Annotated in this window: 16 protein-coding genes and 1 pseudogene; 6 read left to right on the forward strand and 11 right to left on the reverse strand. The window is 44.4% G+C overall.

Annotation, left to right across the window (positions count from 1 at the left end):
• Positions 1 to 184 precede the first annotated feature (184 nt).
• The gene (locus M3087_RS02725; protein WP_249093576.1) at positions 185 to 1,267 is read right to left on the reverse strand and encodes a hypothetical protein; all 1,083 of its coding nucleotides are present in this window, start codon (positions 1,265 to 1,267) and stop codon (positions 185 to 187) included.
• A 9-nt stretch (positions 1,268 to 1,276) separates the two neighbouring features.
• The gene (locus M3087_RS02730) at positions 1,277 to 1,792 is read right to left on the reverse strand and encodes a hypothetical protein (protein ID WP_249093577.1); all 516 of its coding nucleotides are present in this window, start codon (positions 1,790 to 1,792) and stop codon (positions 1,277 to 1,279) included.
• A gap of 83 nt (positions 1,793 to 1,875) precedes the next feature.
• On the opposite strand from M3087_RS02730, the gene M3087_RS02735 reads away from it, so the two are divergent.
• Positions 1,876 to 2,175, forward strand: coding sequence for a hypothetical protein (locus tag M3087_RS02735; RefSeq protein WP_249093580.1), 300 nt, complete (start codon positions 1,876 to 1,878; stop codon positions 2,173 to 2,175).
• 561 nt (positions 2,176 to 2,736) lie between these two features.
• On the opposite strand, the gene M3087_RS02740 is transcribed toward M3087_RS02735, so the two are convergent.
• The gene (locus M3087_RS02740; protein WP_249093582.1) at positions 2,737 to 4,218 is read right to left on the reverse strand and encodes a tyrosine-type recombinase/integrase; all 1,482 of its coding nucleotides are present in this window, start codon (positions 4,216 to 4,218) and stop codon (positions 2,737 to 2,739) included.
• A 238-nt stretch (positions 4,219 to 4,456) separates the two neighbouring features.
• Positions 4,457 to 7,183 (reverse strand): pyruvate, phosphate dikinase, encoded by a 2,727-nt coding sequence (ppdK, locus tag M3087_RS02745; protein ID WP_022383586.1) that lies wholly within the window; start codon positions 7,181 to 7,183, stop codon positions 4,457 to 4,459.
• A 195-nt stretch (positions 7,184 to 7,378) separates the two neighbouring features.
• Here ppdK and rlmD point away from each other — a divergent pair, with 195 nt between their 5' ends.
• Both rlmD and M3087_RS02755 read left to right on the forward strand, forming a co-directional pair.
• On the forward strand, positions 7,379 to 8,812 hold the full coding sequence (gene rlmD, locus M3087_RS02750) for a 23S rRNA (uracil(1939)-C(5))-methyltransferase RlmD (protein WP_249093583.1): 1,434 nt from the start codon (positions 7,379 to 7,381) through the stop codon (positions 8,810 to 8,812).
• Positions 8,813 to 8,849: 37 nt separating this feature from the next.
• Positions 8,850 to 9,818: an RluA family pseudouridine synthase gene (locus M3087_RS02755; protein ID WP_249093585.1), complete on the forward strand. Its 969-nt coding sequence runs from the start codon at positions 8,850 to 8,852 to the stop codon at positions 9,816 to 9,818.
• A 680-nt stretch (positions 9,819 to 10,498) separates the two neighbouring features.
• On the opposite strand, the gene M3087_RS02760 is transcribed toward M3087_RS02755, so the two are convergent.
• Genes M3087_RS02760 through M3087_RS02770 form a run of 3 tightly spaced genes read right to left on the reverse strand, consistent with a single transcriptional unit; the run spans position 10,499 to position 13,022 of the window.
• Positions 10,499 to 11,305, reverse strand: a complete 807-nt coding sequence (locus M3087_RS02760; protein ID WP_249093587.1) for a Cof-type HAD-IIB family hydrolase — start codon at positions 11,303 to 11,305, stop codon at positions 10,499 to 10,501.
• 53 nt (positions 11,306 to 11,358) lie between these two features.
• Entirely contained in the window at positions 11,359 to 11,889 is a 531-nt protein-coding gene (locus M3087_RS02765) for an FHA domain-containing protein (RefSeq protein ID WP_022383581.1), read from the reverse strand.
• Between the two features lie 14 nt (positions 11,890 to 11,903).
• On the reverse strand, positions 11,904 to 13,022 hold the full coding sequence (locus tag M3087_RS02770; protein ID WP_249093590.1) for an SPOR domain-containing protein: 1,119 nt from the start codon (positions 13,020 to 13,022) through the stop codon (positions 11,904 to 11,906).
• 120 nt (positions 13,023 to 13,142) lie between these two features.
• On the opposite strand from M3087_RS02770, the pseudogene M3087_RS02775 reads away from it, so the two are divergent.
• Positions 13,143 to 13,292: pseudogene (locus M3087_RS02775) on the forward strand (dTDP-4-dehydrorhamnose 3,5-epimerase family protein); the annotation flags it as partial.
• Positions 13,293 to 13,338: 46 nt separating this feature from the next.
• On the forward strand, positions 13,339 to 14,151 hold the full coding sequence (locus M3087_RS02780) for a DUF4738 domain-containing protein (protein ID WP_249093592.1): 813 nt from the start codon (positions 13,339 to 13,341) through the stop codon (positions 14,149 to 14,151).
• Positions 14,152 to 14,225: 74 nt separating this feature from the next.
• Here M3087_RS02780 and M3087_RS02785 read toward each other — a convergent pair whose 3' ends face one another.
• Positions 14,226 to 15,545, reverse strand: a complete 1,320-nt coding sequence (locus M3087_RS02785; protein ID WP_249093594.1) for a DEAD/DEAH box helicase — start codon at positions 15,543 to 15,545, stop codon at positions 14,226 to 14,228.
• Positions 15,546 to 15,594: 49 nt separating this feature from the next.
• Entirely contained in the window at positions 15,595 to 16,836 is a 1,242-nt protein-coding gene (gene serB, locus M3087_RS02790; protein ID WP_022383576.1) for a phosphoserine phosphatase SerB, read from the reverse strand.
• Between the two features lie 287 nt (positions 16,837 to 17,123).
• Between serB and M3087_RS02795 the strand changes: the two genes are divergently transcribed.
• Positions 17,124 to 17,618 (forward strand): thioredoxin-like domain-containing protein, encoded by a 495-nt coding sequence (locus M3087_RS02795; protein WP_022383575.1) that lies wholly within the window; start codon positions 17,124 to 17,126, stop codon positions 17,616 to 17,618.
• 186 nt (positions 17,619 to 17,804) lie between these two features.
• Here the strand turns inward: M3087_RS02795 and cbiB are convergent, their stop codons facing one another.
• Both cbiB and M3087_RS02805 read right to left on the reverse strand, forming a co-directional pair.
• On the reverse strand, positions 17,805 to 18,743 hold the full coding sequence (gene cbiB / locus M3087_RS02800) for an adenosylcobinamide-phosphate synthase CbiB (RefSeq protein WP_249093595.1): 939 nt from the start codon (positions 18,741 to 18,743) through the stop codon (positions 17,805 to 17,807).
• A gap of 10 nt (positions 18,744 to 18,753) precedes the next feature.
• On the reverse strand, positions 18,754 to 19,767 hold the full coding sequence (locus tag M3087_RS02805) for an aminotransferase class I/II-fold pyridoxal phosphate-dependent enzyme (RefSeq protein ID WP_249093631.1): 1,014 nt from the start codon (positions 19,765 to 19,767) through the stop codon (positions 18,754 to 18,756).
• Between the last annotated feature and the right edge of the window lie 190 nt (positions 19,768 to 19,957).

The following is a 19,957-nucleotide window of genomic DNA, read 5'->3' on the forward strand; positions in this document are numbered from 1 at the left end:
TTTCCCTACGTTCAACCCCTTGGCCTTTGCTGTTGTGTATGCCCATTCACGCGAAGCCTTGTTTGTACGCATGAGATTGTCAAACTCGTCCACGTCCCGGCCCACTTGATATCCTTGTTTGGTTAGCTGTTCATACAACCATATTGTGCTTTTATTGTCTGTCGGCATAGTTGTTCGATTTAGATTATTTTACTCCCGGCATGGTATTGCCATTATTCCAAGGTACAGCGTACTGAAATGTAGTGTTGTCGCCAACTCCCGGCATGATGATACCGTATGGACTGTTTTCCTTGAGCTTTTCTTCCGCGTCGCGTCTTTCCACTTCCGCCGCGATGAGCGCAAGGTCTTTGTTATACCGCCGCGTCTTGGTCGGGTTGCCGTTGTAACCACTACGTTCTGTCACGACTTCTTCATAGGGTAGGATGCCATACTCCTTGGCCGCATTCAGCACGTCCCTTTCATAATCTGCCTGCGTCTTGTAGTCTTTCTCCCTGAATCTGCCGTAATACTTGTTCGCACCCGAACCGCCTCCATTGCGGTAATAGTTGGCCCGTTCCTGCGAAGCGATAGCAGATGCTTGGTTCTTCTGTACCTTCGATTTCTCATAAGCGCCGGCATATTCGGCTGCTATTTCGGCTGTCTTAGCTTTGCCCTCGGCTTCCCGTACGGCATACGGATGCAACTCCTTTTTTCGTTTCTCTTCCTCCTCCGCACGTGCGTCCGCCACTTTGTCCCGTTCAGCCTTTGCCTTGTCAAGACCAAGCTGGCGTTCCCACGCACGTTCATTATTGGCATTTTCATCATCCATCTGCCGCGCCCTCATCAGTCCGTTGATGTAAGCCGTCATGTTGGCATTTCGGTCAGCCGTAAGTTTGTCCCAACGGTCTTTAACCCGCTGTGAAGCCGTGTTGCGCCCTGAATACATGTTCGGAGCATATTGCGTGGTAAAATACAGGTTGGAGAGTGCCGATATGCCGTCACCAATGGCGGCAAATATTTGCTCCCGCCGCTGTTTTTTCCGTTCCTTTTCCAAGTCCTGCTCGGTAGGAGGCTGGTACGGATTGAGTTTCTTGAACATATCTTCGTAGCCGATTCTTTGCGGCTTCGGTGGTTCTGTCGGTTGCTTAGGAATGGGAATGGCCTGTGATGGGGAAACGCCCTTCTCTACGCCCGATATAAGCTTGTCGGCATATTTCGGCACAATCGGAAGGGGAGTGGTCGTTTTCTTCTCTCCACCCAATATGGTGTTTAGTGTCTCTGTTGCCATAACAATATTTTAAAGTGAAATATCCTTGCTACCAATCTTGACCGTACCGAAGTCCATACTACCGACTGCATTGCCCAATGCACTTGTTGCTCCTGCAATAGCCTGTGCCTTACCTATCTCAAGCTGCTGCAACTGGTTCTGCAAGTCTGCGTCACGTTGCAGGTATTGTTGTTCGATCTGGTCCTTCCTCTGTTCCCCGTTCACAGCAATCTGCGCCGTTGCATCGACAAGGGCTTGGTTGTTGGCCGCTTTCGTCGCTGCCGTGCTCTCGTCAGTACCTCCCATGACGGCCTGAGTTCCTGCCGCCTGGCGGTTGCGGTTCTTGATGCTCTCCTCTGTCATTGTGAGGACGCGTTGCGCATCAGCCCGCTGCGTGGCATCTTCGTTATACCTACGGTCATACCAGTCCTGATTCTTCTGCATCTGTTGCTGTACATTCTTCTTTGCCTTCTTCATCGCTTTCGATGCGGATATGCCGCCGAAGATGCTGCCGACGGCTCCCAATGCGCTGCCAATTAATCCCATATCTGTCTGTTATAACTTATCATTATGCGGCGAAGTTAAAGCCTTATATTTGCAGCTAAGGTTTAACTTTTTACACACGTATAATGCGAGGAAAGAAAACAGGAGGAAGGCAAAAAGGCACTCCGAATAAAATAACAGCATTGGCAAAAGAGATGATTGAGAAATGGCTTAGGGCACATGACACTGTTCCCAAAGGAGAAGCCATGACGTTAATGATGAAAGATTTCATGGAACTTGACCCACGAGACAGGGTGAAAGTTTCCATGGAGTTTATCAAAATCATCATGCCTCGGAATATCAATATTGATGATAGCGAAGTTCATCTTACCATCGAGGACAAACTTCTCGCACTCTCTTCCGATGAAAGTTCGGACGAAGATTAGCTCCGTCTATTTCCCTCTACTTTAGACCGACTTCTTTTTCATTTGTGCTCATAACCAATGGCGGTGCCTTACATTCCGGGCATCGCCTTTTTCATGGGTAAAAACCGCTATTCTTTACCCATTTATAGCTATTTCTTCGTAATAAAAGGGTATTTCTTCCGAAGTTATGCCCATTTCTTCCGAAGAAATACGTATTCTTTCCGAAGAAAAGTCTTTTTCTTCCGAACATACACAAAAACAGGGCGAAAAAGGCCGTTTTTAAGGCAAAAAACAGGTCTGAAAACCGCTTTATTTCTTCCGAAGAAATAGGCTTTTCTTCCGAAGTTATTGCTATTTCTTCCGAAGGAATCCGCATTTCTTCCGAAGAAATGCCCTTTTCTTCGGAATTTGGGGAACAAAGAAAAGAGAAGAAATATATAAGTATATATATTTCCTTCTACTTCTTCTTCTCCATCGCGCGCGTAGCGCGTGCGCGTGAAGGTTCAAAAAGGCAAAAAAAGAAAGCCCACAAAAAAGTAGCGTTTCTTGTGGGCGTAAAAAGATAAACCACAATGTGTAGGATTAAAATCCTTTCCCCTTCATCCGCTGGTACACCACCGTCTGCCCCTTGTCAACGTTCTCTATCCTGAACATCATCATCGAACGTGTGGGAATGTCGTCAGGCAATAGCCCTGCCAGCTTCGCTATCACCTCATCCACGTTGTTGAATCCTGTATCGGTAAGCTCTGCCACCGTTTTCCCCTGAAAGAAAGCCGTGCCGTGCACTTGGTAGCGGTATGACAAGCGGAAGTGCGGCTCCTCCTCCTTGCGTCCCCCGACCGATGGCTTGTCCGAGAAGAAAATGAAGTCCACCACCTTTTCATTCAGTTCCCATGCCGGGGTGAAGTCCAGTTTGATATAGCCGCGCGTCACCTTGTGGCCGCTGCTGTGGTTCATCGCAAACGCAACGTCGCTGATGGACGCTCCACAATCGTTCTGCGCCACCGTACCCCAGGTATGCCGAAACGTGTACGATGAATAGTCCTCGTCCTTTGACATTCCCATTGCCTGGCACACTTGCTTGATTCCCCCGTTCACATTGGCACAGAAACTGTCATTCGTCGTATGCCGCTGACTGAACACAAACAGATGATCATCCTTCTCATCCATGTTCGCATACTTCTCGAACAAAGGCTGGATGATGGCCGGAACACGCATTTCCATATACGCACCGTCCGCCCTGAACTTCTTGGTCTTTGCTCTCTGGTAATGGATGATGCCTCCGTGGTAGTCCTCCCTACGAAGGTTGAACAGGTCGACCGTGTTGATTCCGGCAAGACACAGCACCATCATCGCCACGTCACGGCCAAGCTCCATGAGCGGCAGCTTCATCTTGCTCTCCGGCAAAGGAAACGAGAAGAACTCTCGGCAGGCCTCCGGCGTTATCGCCAGCTTCTCTGTGCGATCCGCCTTTGGTATCTGCACCTTCACCCACGGATTTGTTTTTATGCGGATGATGCCGTTGTCGTAGTCATTCATTTCCAGCTGCGCCGCCTTGAACACCTGTCTCATGCAGATGGGGTACATTTCCTTCGCCCTGTGCGTCTGTTCCAACGACTGTATCCACCGGGCCACAAAGTTGGAAGTAAGGTGCGAGAACATAACCCTTGTAGTACCTGCAAACCGCTCCATGTGCTGCAACGCCAGTTCGTAGTTCCTTGCGTTGCGCTGCTGCCCCCGGTCTATCATGCGGTCAATGTGCTTACGCGCATAGTCCGAAAAACAGATATCGCTATAACCACTCTTAAGATAATCCACAACGTCCTTGACTGTCCAATTCTCCGTATCAATCTTGTTGAGTATTTCCATGTACTCCACGATACGGGCCGTACAGTACTGCAACACATACGGGTCATCAATCTCTCCCGTTTTGGTCAGTCCCTTGTCATTTACCATCTTGTCAGTCGGCATATAAGCCACTTTCTTGTGATGTATCACCCTGATATACACAGGATAAAAACCGTCTTTTCGTTTTGCTTTGACACAAGCCTTTAATGTAGCCATGTTCCAATCATTTTATGAAGTTATTATTCGGTTCCTTTGTTTAAGTATATAACTTGTTGAACTTATGACTTTTATCTTGGTAAACCTTGGGTAAACCACCACTTAGTTTTAGGTAAACATTTGGTAAACTTTCCTGCATATTCTGCATGAAAACCATGTAAAACCGTACAGAAACAAATAGGCGGTAAACCCTTTACCAATAAGGGATTACCGCCTATCTTACTGATAGTTAGCTATTTTATAGCGTATCTTCAACCGCTGCCTGCGCCGCAGCCAGACGTGCAATAGGCACGCGGAACGGAGAGCAGCTTACGTAGTTCAAACCGACACGGTGACAGAACTTGACAGAAGAAGGTTCACCTCCGTGCTCACCGCAGATACCACATTTCAGGTCGGGGCGTACAGAACGTCCTTTCTCGGTAGCCATCTTGATAAGCTGACCTACACCATTCTGGTCAAGTACCTGGAAGGGGTCGAACTTCAAGATCTTCTTCTCCAAATAGATGGGCAAGAAGGAAGCGATATCATCACGCGAATATCCGAAGGTCATCTGGGTCAAGTCGTTTGTACCGAAGGAGAAGAATTCAGCATGCAATGCAATACGATCAGCAGTAAGGGCTGCACGCGGAATCTCGATCATGGTTCCCACCTTATATTCGATGGAAGTATTCATTTCACTGAACAACTTGTCAGCCTCTTCACGGATAATCTTTTCCTGTGCTTCGAACTCGTAGCGAATACCGGTCAGCGGTACCATGATTTCCGGACGGCAGTTGATGCCTTCAGCCTTCAACTCAAGAGCTGCGCTCAAAATGGCGCGAGTCTGCATTTGAGTGATTTCAGGGTATGTATTACCCAAACGGCAACCGCGGTGACCCAACATCGGGTTTTGCTCCTTCAAAGATTCCACACGTTTTCTGATGTAGTCCAAGCTTACGTGCATGGCATCTGCCATTTCCTGCTGGCCCTTGTCATCGTGAGGAACGAACTCGTGCAAGGGAGGATCGAGCAGACGGACTGTTACAGGATAACCATCCATTGCGCGGAAAATACCCTTGAAGTCTTCCTTCTGATAGGGAAGGATCTTTTGAAGAGCTTTTTGACGTTCTTGAGAGGTTTCAGCGAGAATCATCTCACGCATAGCCTTAATCTTTTCACCTTCGAAGAACATGTGTTCTGTACGGCAAAGGCCGATACCTACAGCACCAAAGTTACGTGCAACCTGTGCGTCGTGGGGAGTATCGGCATTGGTACGAACCTGCAGACGGCTGTATTTATTGCAAAGGTCCATCAAGTCGGCAAAGTCTCCGGATACTTCAGCAGCCTTTGTCGTCACCTGACCTTCATAAACTTGTCCGGTAGTTCCGTTGAGTGAAATGAAATCACCTTCTTTCAATGTTAATCCGTCAACCTCAATGGTTCTTTCCTTATAGTTAATGTTCAGCATGCCTGCACCAGAAACGCAGCATTTACCCATACCACGTGCAACCACGGCAGCGTGTGAGGTCATACCGCCACGAGCAGTCAGGATGCCTTCAGCCACCTGCATACCGGCGAGGTCTTCAGGTGAAGTCTCGATACGAACCATGATGACTTTGTGACCATCTTTAGCCCATTTTGCTGCATCATCAGCAAAGAAGACGATACGTCCACAGGCAGCACCCGGAGAAGCGGGCAGACCCTTGGCGATAACTTTAGCCTTGGCCAAAGCTTCCTTCGCGAAGATGGGGTGGAGAAGTTCGTCAAGCTTGTTCGGTTCGACACGCATGATAGCTGTCTTTTCATCGATCATGCCTTGACGCAACAAATCCATGGCAATCTTGACCATGGCAGCACCAGTACGTTTACCGTTACGGGTTTGGAGGAACCAAAGTTTGCCTTCTTGTACCGTGAATTCCATATCCTGCATATCGCGGTAGTGGTTCTCCAATTTTGTCTGGATGGCATCAAGTTCCTTGTAAATTTCAGGCATGGCCTCTTCCATCGAAGGATATTTGGAAGCACGAGTCTCCTCGTCAATACCAGCCAAAGCGGCCCAGCGACGAGAACCCTCCAAGGTGATCTGTTGCGGAGTACGGATACCGGCAACGACATCTTCGCCCTGAGCATTGATCAGGTATTCACCGTTGAACAAGTCTTCACCGGTAGCTGCATCACGGGAGAAGCAAACACCAGTAGCGGAAGTGTCACCCATATTTCCGAACACCATAGCCTGTACGTTGACAGCAGTACCCCATTCAGCGGGAATACCTTCCATCTTTCTATACAGAATAGCACGTTCGTTCATCCAGGAATCAAAAACTGCGCAAATTGCGCCCCACAGCTGTTCGTGCGAATCGGTCGGGAAGTCTTGTCCGGTTTGTGCTTTTACGGCAGCCTTGAATCGTTTTACCAATTCTTTCAGGTCTTCTACATCCAACTCATTGTCCAACTTCACACCTTTGGCTTCTTTCACCTCTTCGATGATAGCCTCGAAGGGGTCAATATCGTCTTTATTGGTAGGCTTCATACCCAATACCACGTCACCGTACATCTGTACAAAACGACGATAGGAATCCCATGCAAAACGTGTGTTACCGGTTTTACGAGCCAATCCTTCTACAACTTCATCGTTCAGACCTAAGTTGAGGATTGTATCCATCATGCCCGGCATGGATGCACGTGCACCGGAACGTACAGACACCAACAACGGGTTCTCTACATCACCAAACTTAGAGTTCATCAGATTTTCAATATGTTGGACGGCTTTTGTCACATCATCTTTGAGCAACTCTACCACTCTTTCCTTACCTATGGCATAATATTCGTTGCATACGTCAGTCGTAATTGTAAACCCGGGAGGCACAGGAACACCGATGAGGTTCATTTCTGCAAGGTTAGCACCTTTACCTCCTAGTAGATTTCTCATGTCTGCTCTACCTTCAGCTTTTCCATTGCCGAAGATATACACTCGTTTTTCGGTCATAAGATTTTGTCTATTAGTTAAAAATCACATTTGAGTTATTCGCGCGCAAAACTAGTTCTTTCTTTGGAATACAAAAAGCATATTGTCGAAAAAAATAGGGCCCCTTACAAAAAAAATAAGAGTTTCATAATAACTTTCATCATTCTCATGAGAAAATATCTATCTTTGCGAAAATTTTCATTAGATTGACTAAGAATGGCTCGAAAGAAAAAACAGCTGCCCTTGTTGGAAAAGGTATTGATAACCGATGTCGCAGCAGAAGGAAAGGCCTTGGCGCGTGTAGATGATTTAGTCGTATTTGTACCTTATGTGGTACCGGGAGACGTCGTCGATTTGCAGGTGAAACGCAAAAAGCATCATTATGCAGAGGCTGTTGCCGTACATTTTCATGAATATTCCCCCAAGCGTGCAGTTCCTTTTTGTCAGCATTACGGTATATGCGGAGGATGTAAATGGCAATGCCTTCCTTATGAGGAACAAATCAAGTATAAGCAACAGCAGGTAGAGGATAACCTGACGCGGATTGGGAAGATTGAATTGCCTCCGATTTCCCCTATATTAGGCTCTGAGAAGACTGTATTCTACCGCAATAAACTGGAATTTACGTTTTCCAATAAGCGTTGGCTGACGGAAGAAGAAGTGAACCAGAATGTGGTCTATGAACAGATGAATGCTGTTGGCTTCCATATCCCGAACGCTTTCGATAAAGTGCTCGCTATTGAAAAATGCTGGTTGCAGGATGATATTTCCAATCAGATACGTAATGCTATTCGGGATTATGCGTATGCACATGATTATTCATTCTTTAATTTCCGCGCCAAGAGTGACGAGCCACGTGGGCTGCTGCGAAATCTCATGATACGTACTTCTTCGACGGGAGAGCTGATGGTGTTGCTGCAATGTTGTGTCACCAACGAAACTGAGCACACACAGATGACCAACCTTCTGCAGTATGTAGGGGAAACCTTTCCGCAAATTACATCGCTACTTTATGTTATCAATAATAAGTGCAATGACACTATTACTGATCTAGAGGTTCATACCTTTAAGGGGAATGATTATATTTATGAGGAAATGGAAGGTCTTCGCTTCAAGATTGGTCCTAAATCATTCTATCAGACCAATAGTGAACAAGCTTATCAATTATATAAGGTTGCACGTGAATTTGCTGGTCTGACTGGAAAAGAATTAGTCTATGACTTGTATACCGGAACTGGAACGATTGCGAATTTTGTATCGAGACGAGCACGTCAGGTTATTGGTATCGAATATGTACCTGAGGCCATAGAGGATGCTAAAGTCAATTCGCAGGTAAACGGTATCGATAATACGTTGTTTTTTGCCGGTGATATGAAAGATATCCTTACGGAAAGCTTCATCAGGCAATATGGGCGTCCTGATGTCATCATTACAGACCCTCCACGTGCCGGTATGCATTCCGATGTCATCAATACCATACTTTTTGCTGCCCCAGAGCGAATTGTATACGTCAGCTGTAACCCTGCCACTCAAGCACGGGATTTGCAACTATTGGATGTATCTTATCAGGTAAAGGCAGTTCAACCTGTTGACATGTTTCCTCACACTCATCATGTTGAGAATGTGGTGTTGTTGGAGAAAAGAAAATAATGAACCGAGATTTTAATAGTACTCTAAATCGCATTGTATGAGCAGAACAACCAAAGACCGCATACCACAGCGCCCCCGTGCGGCTTCACAATATACGACGTTTAATGTGTATGAACCGGAGGAGTTGATGACTTTTCTTTTGAAAGTCATGTCAGGTATTAGCCGGAACAAGGTAAAGGCATTGCTGACCGGGCGTGCGGTATATGTTGATCAGGTGATCACTACGCAGTATAATTTTGCCTTAAAGCCGGGGATGAAGGTACAAATCAGTAAGAAAAAGGGACAAAAAGAATTCCACAGTTCGCTGTTGAAGATTGTTTATGAAGATGCGTATCTCATTGTAGTAGAAAAACGTGAAGGACTTCTCTCCATTGCAACTAATCGCGAGAAGGAGCGTACTGCTTATTCTATCCTGACAGATTATGTACAACGTTCAGGCAGACAGCACCGGATATTCATAGTTCACCGCTTGGATAAGGATACGTCGGGACTGATGGTATTTGCAAAGGACGAACAAACAAAACGCAACTTGCAGGATCATTGGCAGGAGATTGTAACCGATCGCCGTTATGTGGCTGTGGTATCCGGAGAAGTTGAAAAAAATAATGGGACCATCACTTCCTGGTTGAAAGATAATAAGGTTTATGTCACCTATTCCAGCCTCTCCAACAATGGGGGAGACAAGGCCATCACTCACTATACGGTAATCCGTCGTGCCAATGGTTATTCATTGGTGGAACTAGAATTGGAAACAGGCCGTAAAAACCAAATTCGTGTGCACATGAAGGACCTTGGTCATCCGGTTGTAGGAGATACTAAATACGGTAATGGTGATGACCCTTTGAGACGTCTGGCTCTTCATGCCTTTAAATTATGGTTCTATCATCCTGTTACCGGCGAACTGATGAAATTTGAGACTCCTTATCCTTCCTCTTTCAAGAATCTGGTGACAGGTAAATCATCTTCAGGCACGGCATTGCAAAACGCCGAACCGACACGACAATAGGTTGAAAAATGAATTTCAGATGTATATGCGGATAAGGCTATAGGCTTCCGATTTATATACAATGTGTATTTCTAAAAGATACCATTCTGTGTATAAATGGAGACAATAGATAGCAATTTGCTGTATCTCCAGACAAATTTCAAGAAGGGAGTTGGCCCTAGCCTTATCTTGCGTATACATAAATTAACTCTTATACATCACACTATCATTTAATTTTGGGAAACTTAATATTTTATTGTAGGAAAAGATAGATTTTGAGGCGAGATTCCTGGAAAACGTTGCGGTGAAATTGGAAAATTGATGCGACGAAATCTTGAGTTTTATCCCATAAATCCGCATTTTCCTGCTGTGAAGGGATTAATTTGACGATTCAAAAGTCGGTTTTCTGATTTTTCCGCCTTGGGATGTCTTAGGAAATGCTTGTTTTGTATTTGACGAAATGAATGCATAAGGCATGCATTTCGTACACTAATATACTTTATGTAAGGAATACCCGTAGCAACTGCTGCCAGGTTTTATCAATATAGTAGCATCCTGTTATCTGTGAATTACATGAAATGGCAAAGAAGATTCCTTTCAACCGGGCTGAGTGCGAAAATGGAGTCACCTCAGAGGACCTCATTTGACAATTTGACAGAATGACATTTCGGGGAAAACAGTTTTGTATCTATAACCCTGCTTCATAGAATAAACTCTTCCACCACATGAGCGACACCATCCTCATCATTGGATCGGGTCACATAATCGGCATGTTCACGCACCACCGGTTGTGCATTGGCCATGGCAACTCCTAGTCCGGCATACTTGATAAGAGGCAAATCATTAAAGCCGTCCCCACAAGCAATCACTTCCTCAGGAACAATATCCAGCCTTTTAAGCAAGACCGCAAGCGACTGAGCCTTGTCGATTCCTTTAGGAACAAGTTCCAGAAAATAGGGTTCAGAACGGAAAACTCCCATCCGGTCTTTCAAATAATCAAACATTTCTTTTTCTAAACGAATCAAACGTGCCGGATCACCGACAATCATGCACTTTACAACAGGGAATTGTATGGCATCAAGAAAATGGTCCACTTTTTTCAGCTGCATGACATTCAACAAGGCCTCCTTTTGTACGTATTCGTCATCAGGATATTCAGTAATGACGAATTCATTATGATAAGTCACAATGGCAAAGTCATTCTTTTGGGCGCATTCGTATAAATAAGGAAGGGCTTCCGGTTCGAGTACATTTTCATAAAGCATTTCTTTGCTTTTCCAATCCACGATTTCTCCACCATTATACGATAGAATGTATCCGCCGAAATCAGTCAAACGCAGTTTATCAGCTACCGGTGCCACTCCATAAGTCGGACGTCCTGAGGCCAGGACTATTTTAATTCCTCTTTCCTGTGCATGAATTAATGTTTCCAAGGTATGAGGAGTAATTTCTTTTCGGCTGTTTGTTAATGTTCCGTCAAGATCAAGAACCAGAAGTCTGTATGCCATGTTCGTATTGATTAGATAGGTTATATCCGATTGAAAATATAAGGTTACCGAGATTATTGTCTTTCTTCAGCGGCACGTAAGATCACAGTGGTGGCTCCCAAAGTCAGAATAGCTCCGTCCTCAATACGCACCTGTTCACGATCTCCGACCAACTCATTCATGACGAATGTTCCACACAGGCTTCCATTGTCACGCAAGGTATAGAGAAGTTTTCCCTGTTTATTCCGTTTGACATTGATTGTGCAATGCTTCCGGTCCATATTAGGATCATTCGTTTCAATAGGCACCTCAATATTCATGCCTTTATTGCGTCTACCGATTACGTTGTCACCTTCCTTCAATGGTAGCACTTGTTTGTAAGCAAATGCATTTTCGACAACTACAATACTTCCGAAGCTGTCTTTATTTTCTTGCTCATCAATCTTTTCTTCTTTCCGGATGGCATTAAGTTTAGATGCTCCAATACGAATACTGAACTGTTTCTTGCATTCATCACAAATAAATACAAGCGATTGTCCCTCTTCATACTTGGTCTCATCGAAAATAATGTAGTGATCACACTTCGGGCAACGTACTCTTTTCATCTTTACTCTGTAGGTTAGTTTCGCGTTGTAAGCATCCACGCACCTTTAAACATGTCATTCTTTCTCAGTTGGAGCATACGGTTATTCAACGTTTCCTTATCCGTTCCTGACATCAGTGCAATGCGTACACGACCGTCACGTTCTATGATCATTGCTCCCGGATAACCTTTGGCCGCCAAGTCTTTCACGGTCTTTTCCGCATCAGCCCGATTGCCTACACTTGCCACAATGATGTGGTAAAGTTTTCCTGCATGCACTTTCTCGCTTTTGGCTGCAATCGCATTTTGTTTTTTTTCAGACGTAACAGGTTTCTTCTCGGCAACTGTTTTTGTTGCACTAGGCTTCGTCTTTTCAACCGATTTGCTTACCAATTCGATTTTCTCTTCATGAATTGTCGGGTGCGTTGTTTTCGTTTCCTTCTCTTTTTGCGGAACAGGAGTTTGTGGCGCAGCCAATAGGGTAGTGGCAAGCGAACGAGAACGCAGCTGGTCAAACCATTCGCGATTACCCAGCGAAGCATAACTTTCTGCTTCCACATAAGTATTATCTACCGGAGTGGAAAGAAAGAAGAAAAGAATGACGGCTGCTGCAATCGCTACCGCATTATTTAGCCACGTGCGGTTAATATTGATAACTAGTGTATTGCTCTTTCTGTTGCTGTCAATATGCTGCGGAAGCATCGGTTCCATTTCCACCTTTTTACTGCGTAAGTCTTTTAACTCACTCATTTCAAAAGCACCCCATCCATAGAGACTCATGGATTCAACATGCTCTTCCGCCGGCTTAAAGTGGATTGTATTGTCAATATTGACAGACAGTCTTCCCAGTCGTCCAATCTGTACTTCACCTTCTTTATACAGGACCTCGCACAGTTCATTCACGGCACTTTCCACCATCTGGTGTGCAACCGGATAACTGACTTCGTAGGTTTGCATGTAAGATTGGATAAGCAGTCCATCATTCATGCGTAACAAAGGATTGAAACCGATGGTACGATAGGGGGGAAGGAAACGGTTTTCGCTGTCAATGTGCCGTGCCGGTGTATAATAGGTAATAAAGCCACCTAAATCCGGTATGATAACACATTCGTTGTCTGCCAACAGCCTCTCAATATGTAATAACAATACTTTCATACTGCAAATGTAGCCTTTTCCTTTGAAAAACGGGGTATGCACCGGAGATTAATTTTCTTTAATAAGAGTGTTATTACCTGACGAGTTTTATGTACTTTTGTGTGATAAAAAACAAAAGCAATGAATTACATTCCTACAAATATAGAAGGAGTATGCCTGATTGAGCCGCGTGTGTTCACAGACTCAAGAGGCCATTTTGTTGAAGCTTTCAAACGTGCCGATTTTGGACAACATATAGGAGCAATAGATTTTATACAAGAACATGAATCATCAGAAAAGGATCTGAAAGCCGTTTGGCTACGCAATGCTGAAGGATATGAATAAGTTGATACAAGTCGGATGTGTTCTTGGAGCGGCTCTTGGAAGTCTATGTGCCTGTCATCGCCCGATGGAACCGGCTGAGACAGCCATTGTGGTTGAAGACACTGTCGCAAAAAAATCACTGCAAGGTATTTGGGCTGACGATAGTGGAGATGTTGTCCAGTTTCGTGCTGAGGGTGATTCGCTCTATTATCCAGGAAGAGAGTCACAACCGCTTTATTTTAAAGTGCTCAATGGACAACTGATGATATGTGGGACCGATACGGTTTCTTATAGGATTATGCAGCTGGATAGCAACAAATTCTGGTATCATTCCATTACAGGTGAACTCATCAAGCTCCATCGTTCCGAGTATGAATTGGATTCGTTGGAATTTTTAAATGTTCTCCGTGAGCCTATCGCTCTTTACGACAGTGTGGTTCAAAAGGATTCCGTGGTAATGTTTGATCGCCATCGCTATCGAGGTTATGTATATATTAATCCTTCGACCATGCGTGTCGTCAAAACATCTTATAATGAGAATGGAATAAAAATAGAACAAGCCTTTTATGACAATGTCATTCACATCTGTGTGTATGAAGGGAAAAAGTCACTTTATGCCAAGGATTTTACCAAAAAAGACTTTGAGGCATTAGTTGACGCCAAATTTTTGCAGAATGCAGTATTGGGCGATATGGACTTTATTGGAGTGGATAGCCGAGGATTTTGGTATGAAGCTTCTCTATGTATTCCTGACGAGACCAGTTGCTACCAGGTTTATATTCAGATATCTCCAGAAGGGGAGATGTCACTTCACAATGAGATGTAAACTGCTCCATGAATAAAATAAAGCCCCTTGAGAGCTGAAGGTATTGTTTCCTCCTGTTTTCAAGGGGCTTATTTTTATGACTGCTTTTGTGAAGATTGTTGCTTACGCTTGCGAGAGGAATGACCTCGACGGGAATTGCCGTTCTTTTTCCCTACAGGTTTTTCTTCTACACAACCCTTCTTGGGTGTTTTATCATTCCGTCTACGTCCATGTGCGCCTTTTCTGCCACCATGTCCAGTTGTGGGCTTGTATTCCGGAGCCTCACCTAATTCGGATGGAAGAGGTAGCTTGTAAATATCTTTCTCCAGGAAGTCTTCAATCGCTTTGAAGTTCGTTTGCTCCTTTTCACTCACAAATGTGATGGCGCATCCGTCATGATTGGCACGAGCCGTACGTCCGATTCTATGTACATAATCCTCGCAGTCATGAGGTACATCATAGTTAATCACCAAACGGATATCATCAATATCAATACCTCGCGCTACAATGTCAGTGGCAACCAATATGTCAATACGCCCGTTCTTGAATTCATGCATGATATGATCACGCTGTTTCTGATCCAAGTCAGAGTGCATCTCTCCGACATTCAGTTTCATGCGTTGCAGTGCCCGGGTGACATCTTTCACCTTAAGTTTGGATGAAGCAAAGATAATAACCCGTTCCGGCTTGGTTGTGGCAAACAATGATTGGATGATACCTAATTTCTGCCGTTCATAGCAAATGTATGCGGTCTGTATAATCTTTTCGGCAGGTTTGGACACAGCAAGTTTCACCTCTACGGGGTCATGGAGTATGGTCTGTGCCAGCTGCTGAATCTTGTTAGGCATGGTTGCAGAGAACATAATCGTTTGTCGTTCCTTAGGCAAGCGATTGACAATCTGCATAATGTCATCATAAAACCCCATATCAAGCATGCGGTCGGCTTCATCGAGAATGAAGAAAGAAACCTCAGAGAGATCGACATTTCCCAAATTCAAGTGACTGATAAGGCGTCCAGGAGTTGCGATGATAATATCGGCTCCCAAGGCTAACCCTCTTTTTTCCTGCTCATAGCGTATTCCATCATTTCCTCCGTAAATGGCAACACTGGAAACCGGCATAAAGTAGGAAAACCCTTCAATCTGCTGATCAATTTGCTGGGCCAATTCACGGGTCGGAGCCATAATCACACAATTGATGGCATCCTCTTTATAAGTACCCCGACTTAACTGATTCAGCACGGGCAGGAGATAGGCTGCCGTTTTTCCAGTACCTGTCTGAGCAACACCTATCAGATCTTTCCCTTCCAATAGAATGGGAATTGTATGTTCTTGAACCGGGGTGCATTCGCGGAAATTCATCGAATCCAGCGCATCCAGAATGCAATCCTCTAGGTCTAGGTCGGAAAAGTTCATAGATTATTTTCTGATTAAAAGTTTTTAGAATGTGTTTATTATAATGTGATCAAGAAAGTCTTTTTCCACGTTCATCCAAGTAGGAATCCTTAAACCCAAGGAAATATAGGACACCGTCCAAGCCTATGGTATTGATTGACTGTTGGGCAGTAGCAACCACCTTGGGCTTGGCATGGAAGGCGATACCCAATCCGGCCAACGAAATCATCGGAAGGTCATTGGCACCGTCGCCTACAGCAATCGTCTGTCGTATATCTACATTTTCCACTTGTGCTATCAGACGTAACAGTTCAGCCTTACGACGCCCATCCACAATTTCTCCTACATACCGTCCTGTCAGTTTGCCATCCACAATTTCCAGCTCGTTTGCATAGACATAATCAATGCCAAACTTGTTTTTCAGGTAATTGCCAAAATAGGTAAATCCTCCGGAAAGAATTGCAATCTTATATCCATAGCGTTTAAGAACATACATCAGACGTTCCACTCCTTCCGTAATAGGCAGATGCTCGGCAATGTCCTGCATGACGGATTCATCAAGCCCCTTCAACAGTGCAACACGTTCACGGAAGCTCTCGTTAAAATCAATTTCACCCCGCATGGCTCGTTCGGTTATTTCCCGAACCTCCTTTCCGACTCCTGCACGATCTGCCAGTTCATCGATAACTTCTGTCTTGATAAGCGTTGAATCCATATCAAAGCAAATCAGGCGGCGCATACGTCGGTACATGTCATCCAACTGAAAAGAAAAGTCCATTTCCAGGTCGCGCGACAGTTTCATGAGATCTTCTTGCATCTGTGCTCTGTTATTCGGAGTTCCACGAACTGAGAATTCGATACAAGCTCTCGTGCTGGCTGCCTTCTCATCGAGTGGTATACGGCCGGTCAAACGCTTGATGGCATCAATATTCAGTCCTTGATTTGCCAAAATACGAGTGACAGCTCCGATTTGCCGGGCAGTAAGTTTACGGCCCAATAATGTCAATATATAGCGGTTCTTCCCTTGCAGGCTTACCCAATTCTCGTATTCTTCGGTTGAAATCGGATAGAAACGAATGTTAACCCCTAAATTTGAGGCCTCAAAGAGTAACTCCTTCATGATATTGCCCGATTGATCTTCACGTGTCTTAAAGAGAATACCTAACGACAAGGTACTGTGTATATCTGCTTGTCCAATATCTAGAATTGTTACATCATATCGAGCTAATATCTCAGTCATAGAGGCAGTTAAACCAGGTCTATCCAATCCGGTAATACGAATTAGGATAAGTTCTGTATTGATGTCATTCATATCTTTCTTCAGTGGTTATGGTTTAGAATGAACAAAAGTAGTTATTTCGGACGGAAGTGAATGAAAATGCTCCTTGAAAAAGGCGCAATATATGTTATAAAACATGATTTTCTTTAAAATGCTTGTCTGTTAGCGAAATATGTTGGAACTTTGTGCCCGGATTTCATAATTATGATATCTTCTATCTCTTGTTATTGTGATAGAGGATAAAGAGGTAATAGTCCGGATGGAAATCACTGTCATCTTTTAGGGCAGGTCCGGATAAGTATGAACTAAAATCATATTGCATGAGACATGTAAGATGGATTTTTGTTGCAGTATTACTTTTTTCCTTAACGGCTTTCATTGATAAAGACAAACCAACAACCGGACTGAGTGTTGGAAACAAAGCTCCCGATTTTTCAATTGAAGAGCATAATATGAGAGCCTGTCTTAAAGCACTGAAAGGTAACTATGTGCTTTTGAGCTTTTGGGCAAGTTATGATGCATCGGCACGTGTGAACAATATGTTGCTGGACCATGCGCTCAATGACTTGCCACGAAATGTAAAGATGGTCTCAGTCTCATTTGACCGTTATCAGTCAATATTTGACGAGACCCTCAAACAGGACCGTTTAGGAAATGCCCGTTATTTCGTGGAACCTGACGGTGAAGCTTCGAATTTGTTTAGTCTCTATCATTTGGACAAAGGCTTCAAAAACTATCTACTGGATGAGCATGGCGTGATTATAGCCATGAACGTTCGTGTAGAACAACTCCCGAACTATCTTCATAATAAGTAGTTGGGTAACTGATTTGATAAGGTTACAATGAAAGCCTTATCCAAAGGAAATAAAGAGGTATGCAACAAGGCGTCGTATCCAATTGGGGTACGGCGTTTTTCGTATTATTTCTGCCCATTCCATGTGTTATCTTTATTCTTGCTACTGAGTAATGTCATTTTTGAGTACCGGAGCCACTCCCATATTCTAGAGATACATTACCAGTTGTATGGCTACTACAAGTAATACCATCATGCATTCTACACGAATATTGATTTGTAGGGAACGTTCCAGGTCTACGGTCGTCAAAAGCCGCTCTTGGGTACCAATGTATGGTTTCCAGACCGTATTGCCAAAATAATCGTGCGGACCTCCAAAACGGCATTGCAGGATGCCGGCTAACGCTGCTTCCGGATAACCGGAATTGGGACTGGCATGCTGGTTCCCATATTGCCTTACAAAATGAAAAAGCTGCAGATGACCGGAGGCAATGACCATCAGCAAGGCAGTCAGACGTGCCGGCAGGTAATTTGCCATATCATCCATACGTGCGGCAATACGCCCAAACAGATTGTAGCGTTCCGTCTTGTATCCAATCATGGAATCAAGTGTGTTCACCATCTTGTATGCCATCATTCCGGGAACTCCTAACAGCAGATACCAGAATAGGGGAGCTACAACACCATCACTCAAATTTTCGGCCAATGTTTCCAGGGCTGCCGTTCGTATTTCTTGAGAAGATAGCGTATGGGTGTCACGACCAACGATGCGGGACACTTGCTTTCTTCCTGCCTCTGTCGACCTTTCTACGGCACGGAATACGGCACGGACTTCACGAATGAGTGTAGTACCTGCCAAGCAATAGAATACCAAGACAGAGGACAGCAGGTAATAAAGCCATGGCCAACCAGCTTCCTGAGTTGCCTGTAAAACCGTATAAGTACATATATAAATGCCTAAGACCAAGGTTATAGCCATGACAGCTCCTTTAAGGAGGCGGAATTTTCCACGATTCAGCCAACGCTCTCCTTTGGCAATCAGTTTGCCAAAGCCAACGATCGGATGGGGCAACGCAGGTGGATCTCCAAAAATCTTATCAAGACTCCAACCTGTAATCAGGGATAATATAGGTGTAAGGATATACATAAAATGAATATTATTGTTGCAACCAGTGCATAAATGCCTGGATAAGCATCTTGTTTTCACGGGGTGTTTGGGTGGCGAGACGGAAAAAACTTTCGTCAAGTCCACGGAAATTAGATGCATCTCGGATTAATATTCCATACTCACGAACCAGAAAATCTTTGAGTGCTGCAGCCTTTCCTTGACGCAAACGAAGTAAAAAGAAGTGGGTATCACTGTCCCATACATCTACCATTCGGGTCTGTTTCCAGGCATTTACAAATTTTTCTTTTTCGTTGAGATAGCCAACCAAGTCAAATGGAAGAGACAAATGTTGTTCCAATGCATAAAACCCCGCTTCAATAGCCAGAGCATTCACTGACCATGGCATCCGTTGCACACGTATATCGCGCAATATCTTCGGGTGTCCTGTCAAATACCCAATGCGAAGACCAGGGATAGCAAAATGCTTTGTCAGGGAATGAATTAAAAGAACATTGGGTAGAGCTGCTGCTTCATAAACGCTATACAGCGGATGCAAGGTAAAAGCCTCATAAGACTGGTCTATAACGAAAAGCTTGTGAGGATTGCAGGATATCCAGTTTTTCAATTTGGACAAGGTACGCACTTCTCCTGTCGGATTATTCGGATTGCACAACCATACGACTTCAGCATCTGCCGGAAGGCTATCGTAGGTGTAGAAATAGGAAATCTTGTGATGATGCAAACGACATGCATCCGCATATTCACTGAAAGTTGGTGCCCATACGGCGCTTTTGCGCCCGCGAAAGGCTTGGGCGATGAGATAAATGGCTTCTGTTGCACCATTGGTGACACATACGCTCTCCCCGGTTACCTGAAAAAAATCAGCAAAAGCCGTTTCTAACGTGACAGGTGCAGGTTCAGGATAATTACAAAGGCATGAAATTTTCGAGCCAAGTCGTTGGAATAACTCTTGATGATCGATTCCGCAGTATACATTGGAACTGAAATTACTTGTTATCGGATGAGTATAGTGATGGATGTCATCGCCGTGTCCGTTAATCATTTTTGTTACAATCTTTTTAGTTATACGGTGCAAATATACACTTTTTTATCTGCCGTATGATAAGCTGGACAATACCAGATTGGCAACAGACAAGGAGGTCTGCCTGCTTATTAAATGATATTTAGTGCATTGTGAATGTTGCTTGATTACTTAAAATACTCTACATTTGTGGGCTATTAGCTCTCCTATA

It is taken from the genome of Mediterranea sp. ET5 (assembly GCF_023337025.1).
In the GTDB taxonomy this organism is placed as follows: Bacteria; Bacteroidota; Bacteroidia; order Bacteroidales; family Bacteroidaceae; genus Phocaeicola_A.